Source organism: Streptomyces sp. URMC 124, assembly GCF_051386455.1.
GTDB lineage: Bacteria > Actinomycetota > Actinomycetes > Streptomycetales > Streptomycetaceae > Streptomyces.
Map to the genome: position 1 here is coordinate 26,621 of NZ_JBPQTS010000075.1, position 6,113 is coordinate 32,733.

Sequence of the window (6,113 nt, forward strand, 5' to 3'; positions counted from 1 at the left end):
CGCCACCACCACGTCCTGCCCACGAGGAGCTTCCGTGGCCGACCGCAGTCTGAGGGCACTGGGGCTCGACGGCGCGCCCGCCGAGCTGCCGCTGACGTATCCCGGGCGGCCCGTCGAGGAGCCGGCGCTGCTGACGGGCGGCGAGCTGCTGCCGCTGCGGCCCGCGCCGGGGCCGCCGGGCGAGTGGCGGGTGGTGACGGGGATGGAACGGGACGGGGACGAGCCGGGCCTGGACCGCTTCCTCGACCGGATGCGCGCCGCGCGCGTCGGGTCCCGCCACCCCGTGCTCGCCGTCGGGTCCAACGCCTCCCCCGCCCAGCTGCACCACAAGCTCGCCCGGGGCGGCCCGGGAGCCACGGTGCCGATGGTGCCCGTGGAGGTGCACGGCATCGGTGTGGGGTGCTCCGCGCACATCGGCCGGCACGGCTACGTGGCCGCGGCCCCCTACGCGGACCCCGCGGCCCGGCGCACGCTCGTGGCCGGCTGGCTGGACGACGCGCAGCTGGCCGTCGTCGACGCGACCGAAATCCACTACCGGCGGGTGCGGGTGCCGGGCGCGGACTTCCCGATGGCGCTGCCCTCGGGACACCGGCTCGGCGCCGCGCACCTCTACGTGAGCCGGCACGGCGTCCTGGCCGACCCGGCCGGCGGCGGGCCCCGCGCCGGGGGCGGCGACCAGGGCCGCCTGCTGAGCGCGCTGCTGGCCGCCTCGCGGGCCCTGCGCGAGCTGCTCGGGCCGGAGCCGCAGGACTGGGTCACCAGGGCGCGGGCGGACGAGGCGGTGCGGACCGAGGGGCGGGCGGTCTTCCGCCGGGAGGGCTGGGTGCTCCCCGCGGGCCTGCCCCCGGCCGCTGAATCGCAGGTAACGGGAACCGTCAGCTCCTCGTTATGCTCCTAACCCTTACGGGGCCTTACGCCCAAAAGAGCTCGCGAGGGGCGGAGAATGATCGAGGCAGTCGGTCTGACGAAGCGCTACGGCGCCAAGACGGCCGTACACAATCTGTCGTTCCAGGTGCGGCCCGGGGCCGTCACCGGCTTCCTGGGTCCGAACGGATCCGGCAAGTCGACGACCATGCGCATGATCCTGGGACTGGACCAGCCCACGTCCGGCCACGTCACGATCGGCGGCCACCCCTTCCGCAGCCTCCCCAACGCTCCGCGCCAGGTCGGCGCGCTGCTCGACGCGAAGGCCGTGCACGGCGGGCGCAGCGCCCGCATGCACCTGCTCTCGCTCGCGCAGCTCGGCGGCATCCCGGCCCGCCGGGTGGACGAGGTCCTCGGCGTCGTCGGCCTGCAGGACGTCGCCAAGCGGCGCTCCAAGGGCTTCTCGCTCGGCATGGGCCAGCGCCTCGGCATCGCCGCCGCGCTGCTCGGCGACCCGCAGGTGCTGCTCTTCGACGAGCCGGTCAACGGCCTCGACCCCGAGGGCATCCTCTGGGTCCGCAATCTGATGAAGCAGCTCGCGGCCGAGGGCCGGACGGTCTTCGTCTCCTCGCACCTGATGAGCGAGATGGCGCTGACCGCCGATCACCTGATCGTGATCGGGCGCGGCCAGCTCATGGCCGACATGAGCGTCAAGGACTTCATATCCGCGAACTCCGCGGACTTCGCGCGCGTCCGCACCCCGGAGACGGAGCCGGCGGGCCGGGAGAAGCTCACGGCCGCCCTCGTCGAGGCCGGCGGCCAGGTGCTGCCCGAGCCGGACGGCGGCCTGCGCGTCACCGGTCTGCCGCTGCCGCGGATCAGCGACATCGCCCACGAGGCGGACGTCCGCCTGTGGGAGCTCTCGCCGCACCAGGCCTCGCTGGAGGAGGCGTACATGCGGATGACGCAGGGCGCCGTCGACTACCGCTCGACGGCCGACCAGCTCGCCGCGCTCGCCCCGCCGCCCCCGGGACCCGGCTACGGCCACCCCGGCGCCCCGCCGCAGGGCTGGGCCCCGCCGCAGGGCAACCCCTACCCGGTGCTCCCGGGCGAGCAGCCCAACCCGTACGCGCAGGGCCCGGCCGTCGCCGCGCAGCCGCCCCAGGCCCCGCCGCACGCCGCCCCCGGCTACTGGCCCGGCACCGCGCCCGCGGGCGGCGTCTCCGGCTACGTGTCGCCGATCCCGGTGCGCAAGGCGACCCTCATGGACGCCGTCGCGGCCGAGTGGACCAAGATCCGCTCGGTGCGCTCCACGATCTGGACGCTGAGCGTCATGGTGGGCATCATCGTCGGCATCGGGCTGCTGATCGCCGCCGCCGTCAACGCCGCCGACAGCTCCATGAGCGGCACGAACGCCCTGGCGGCCGGCTTCTTCAGCGTGATGCTCGGCATGATCTGCGTGCTCACCCTCGGCGTGCTGACGATGTCCTCCGAGTACGGCACGGGCATGATCCGCACGACGCTGACGGCCTGCCCCGACCGGGCCCGGGTGCTCACGGCGAAGTCGGTCGTCTTCTTCGCCCTGACCTTCGTGATCACCCTGGCCTGCACGGCGCTGGTCGGGATCATCGACGTCGCCCTGCTGGAGGACCAGGCCGAGTTCGCCTCCACCGGCGGCGAGTGGCTCCGGGCGACGGTCGGCACCAGCCTCTTCGTCGGCCTGCTCGGGCTGATCTCCCTCGCCATGGGCACGCTGCTGCGCCACTCCGCGGGTGCGATCACGGTGATGCTGGGCGTGGTGCTGCTGCCGCTGGTCGTGGCGATGTTCATGTTCACGGAGAGCCTGTCGGACCTGCGCAAGGCGCTCTTCGAGTACTCGATCCCGATGCAGCTGTCGGTCTTCTACGGCGCCTCGGGCGAGGACTCCGGCACCAGCCTCAGCGGCTGGGACCCGCTGTGGATCATGGCGATCATCGCGGCCGTCGCGCTCGGCGGCGCCTACGCCTCGCTGCTCAAGCGCGACGCGTGACGGGACAGTGCGCTCAAACCCTCAGTAACGAGGGGCATTACGGGACCGCTGGAGCCGCGTGCTCCGGCGGTCCCTCGCGTTCCAGCAGGACTTGTGCCAGTGCCGCCGGTCGTCGACGCCGGCCCCGTACTGCGGCCAGGCCACCAAGTGCGGCACGCCCGGCGGGATCTCCTGGTCGCAGCCGGGGCAGCGGTAGTGCTTGGTGGCCGCGCCGCCGCCGATCGTGCGCACCGCCCACTCCTCGCCCTGCCAGTCCTCGGTGCGCTCCAGGCCGTAGCGGTCGCCGCCCTCGCCGCGGGGAGCGTCGGACTGCTTGTCTGCGCCGCCTCGCGGGCGGTTTCGGCGCGGAGACACGGGGCACCTCGGTTGGTCTGGGGAGCTACGGGCCGTGACCAGGTTACGCGCCAGAGTCACCGTGGTGGGCAGGCGTCCCCCCGGGCACCGCAACGCCACTTCCCCGATCATCATGAAAACTTAACGCCGAGCCGTGCCCATGGCACGTGTCAGCCGTTATTTCCGGTGGGGGGATGCCGCGTCGGTCGCTAGGAGGAGCAAGAGCGATGCGCGTTGGAGCATTCGTCCTGGCCGCCCAGTTCCCCGGGCAGGGGCATGCGGAAGCCCTGCACCGAGCGGTGCGGACGGCGGTGGCCGCCGAGGAGGCGGGGCTGGACGCGGTCTGGTTCGCCGAGCACCACTTCATGCCGTACGGGGTCTGCCCCTCGGCGGTGACGCTCGCGGCGCTGGCCCTGGGACGCACCCGCCGGATCCGGGTCGGGACGGCCGTCAGCGTGCTGCCCACCACCCACCCCGTGGCCCTCGGCGAGCAGGCCGCCATGCTGCACCTCGCCTCCGAGGGCCGGTTCACCCTCGGGGTGGGCCGCGGCGGCCCCTGGGTGGACCTGGAGGTCTTCAACTCCGGTCTGGCGGCGTACGAAGAGGGTTATCCCGAGTCCCTGGCGCTGCTGATGCGGTGGCTGCGCGAGCCCCGCGTGAGCGCCGCGGGGCCCCGCTTCCGCTTCCGCGAAGTGCCCGTCGTGCCGCGCCCCGACGACCTGGAGGATCGTTCCGGCCCGCCCGTCCTCATGGCCTGCACCTCGCCGTCGAGCGTCCGCCTCGCGGCCGGGCACGGCCTGCCCATGCTGCTCGGGATGCACAGCGGGGACGAGGAGAAGGCGGAGATGGTGGCCCTGTGGCGCAAGTACTCGCTGGAGGCGGGGCGTTCGCCCGCGGAGGTCGCCGCGGCCGCCCACGTCTCCGCCGGGGTCGTGCAGGTCGCGGACCGCCGGCAGGAGGCCGCCGAGACCCTCACGAAGGCCATGCCGGGCTGGCTGCACCAAGGCCTCTCGGCGTACGTGACGGTCGACGGCCGCGCGCGCACGATGCGTGATCCGCTGGAGTACACCCGGCTGCTGTGCGAGCTCCATCCCGTAGGCCCGCCGCGGCTGTGCGCCGACCGCCTCGCGGCCACCGCGGAGCGCACGGGCATCACGCGCTTCGCCCTGCTGACCGAGGGCTCGGGCGATCTCGCCGCCACCGAGGAGAACGTCCGCCGGGTCGGCGCCGAAGTGCTGCCGCTCCTCTCCTGACCTTCCCTCCGCCCCTGCCGGATCCGCCGCAGGCGGCTCCGGCCCGCCCCCTCGCACCGGCCGTTCCCGGGCCGCTGCCGCTCCCGCACTGATCGACACCTCCCGCCCGCGGAGCGGCAGCGCCAGCGCCTCAGCAGTCCCGCAGCTCCGGCGACTGGTTCAGCAGCTGGCCCCGGATCGACGTGAAACGGGCCAGGCGCTCGTCCGCCTGCGGGGCGAGCGGGAACACCGCCACCCGGTGGCAGTTCTGGAACGCCAGACGCACTCCGAAGTGCCGCTCCAGGGCACCTCGGATGGCATCACTCGCCAGGGCGCGCAGCAGCTGGCCACGGGCCTGCTCGTCCGGCGGAGGCGTCTGGTTGTCGGCGAACTCGCCACCGTCGATCCTGAGCCGGGCCACCAGGGAGCTGATCATCCCCCACGCGTACGGCAGGGAGGTCCGGACGCAGTCGACGAATTCCTCTTCATCGACCTCGCCTCGCTCGGCCTGTTCGAGGAGGGCCGGTGAGACGTCGAGCGACATGGGTTCTCCTCTCGCGACCCCGCGAGCGGGGTCTCAGGGGTGGGCGAGCGGACGACGACGCCCCGTGCCCGTACGACGACCGCCCGCTTCAACGGTAATTCGGCCACTGCGGGCGCACCAGGAGAACGCACCGACAACCAGCCACAGCCAAAGGGCCCATCGGGGGCGAATCGCGCCGGGGGGCGGGAGTCGAGTAGCGTTGCGCACCATGCGTCTCGTCATCGCCCGTTGCTCCGTGGACTACGCGGGCCGGCTCACCGCCCACCTCCCCTCCGCCCCGCGGCTGATCCTCGTCAAGGCGGACGGCAGCGTCTCGATCCATGCGGACGACCGCGCCTACAAACCGCTCAACTGGATGTCCCCGCCGTGCACCCTCAAGGAGGGCGACGACGACGTGTGGACCGTGGTCAACAAGGCGGGCGAGAAGCTGATCATCACGATGGAGGAAGTCCTGCACGACTCCTCCCACGAGCTCGGCGTGGACCCCGGCCTCATCAAGGACGGCGTGGAAGCACACCTTCAGGAGCTCCTCGCGGACCGCATCGAGACGCTCGGCGACGGCTACACCCTCATCCGCCGCGAATACCCCACGGCGATCGGCCCCGTGGACATCCTCTGCCGCGACGCCGACGGCGCGACGGTGGCCGTGGAGATCAAGCGGCGTGGCGAGATCGATGGTGTGGAGCAGCTCACACGCTATCTGGAGCTCCTCAACCGCGACCCGCACCTGGCGCCCGTGCGCGGCGTCTTCGCGGCCCAGGAGATCAAGCCCCAGGCCCGCGTGCTCGCCACGGACCGCGGCATCGGCTGCGTCGTCCTGGACTACGACGCGCTGCGCGGCATCGAGGACGACAAGCTGCGGCTGTTCTGACGCGACCACCCCTCACCGAACGCCGGACGGGCTGTACCAGCCGTCCGGCGTTCGCGTTCCCGCACCCGGGACGGGCGCGTACTCGGACCCGGCACGGACGCGTGCCGCCCCGGCGGACGGAGCCGTGCCCGGCAACCCGGCCCGGCGACGCGCGCCCCGCCGAGCGGGCCGACACCGCCCCTCACACACCCCGGACGGGGCCGCGCGCTCGCAGGGTGGCAGCAAGCCCTCGCCGTCGCC

At 73.3% G+C, this 6,113-nt stretch carries 5 protein-coding genes and 1 pseudogene; 4 read left to right on the forward strand and 2 right to left on the reverse strand.

Features of this window, described 5'->3' with window-relative positions:
- Window positions 1-34: 34 nt before the first annotated feature.
- Together ACSNOG_RS17540 and ACSNOG_RS17545 are read left to right on the forward strand one after the other, a co-directional pair.
- On the forward strand, window positions 35-898 hold the full coding sequence (locus tag ACSNOG_RS17540) for a hypothetical protein (protein ID WP_436753574.1): 864 nt from the start codon (window positions 35-37) through the stop codon (window positions 896-898).
- Window positions 899-943: 45 nt separating this feature from the next.
- Window positions 944-2,077, forward strand: a pseudogene (locus tag ACSNOG_RS17545) (ABC transporter ATP-binding protein); the annotation flags it as partial.
- An 837-nt stretch (window positions 2,078-2,914) separates the two neighbouring features.
- On the opposite strand, the gene ACSNOG_RS17550 reads toward ACSNOG_RS17545, so the two are convergent.
- Window positions 2,915-3,247 (reverse strand): ATP/GTP-binding protein, encoded by a 333-nt coding sequence (locus ACSNOG_RS17550; protein WP_436753575.1) that lies wholly within the window; start codon window positions 3,245-3,247, stop codon window positions 2,915-2,917.
- A 206-nt stretch (window positions 3,248-3,453) separates the two neighbouring features.
- Between ACSNOG_RS17550 and ACSNOG_RS17555 the strand changes: the two genes are divergently transcribed.
- Window positions 3,454-4,479, forward strand: coding sequence for an LLM class flavin-dependent oxidoreductase (locus tag ACSNOG_RS17555; RefSeq protein WP_436753576.1), 1,026 nt, complete (start codon window positions 3,454-3,456; stop codon window positions 4,477-4,479).
- Window positions 4,480-4,609: 130 nt separating this feature from the next.
- On the opposite strand, the gene ACSNOG_RS17560 is transcribed toward ACSNOG_RS17555, so the two are convergent.
- Window positions 4,610-5,002 carry an SCO5389 family protein gene (locus ACSNOG_RS17560; protein WP_436753577.1) on the reverse strand — a complete coding sequence of 131 codons (393 nt, stop codon included), beginning with the start codon at window positions 5,000-5,002 and terminating at the stop codon, window positions 4,610-4,612.
- Window positions 5,003-5,210: 208 nt separating this feature from the next.
- Between ACSNOG_RS17560 and nucS the strand changes: the two genes are divergently transcribed.
- Complete coding sequence (nucS, locus tag ACSNOG_RS17565) at window positions 5,211-5,873, forward strand: endonuclease NucS (protein WP_436753578.1); 663 nt, start codon at window positions 5,211-5,213, stop codon at window positions 5,871-5,873.
- Window positions 5,874-6,113: the final 240 nt, after the last annotated feature.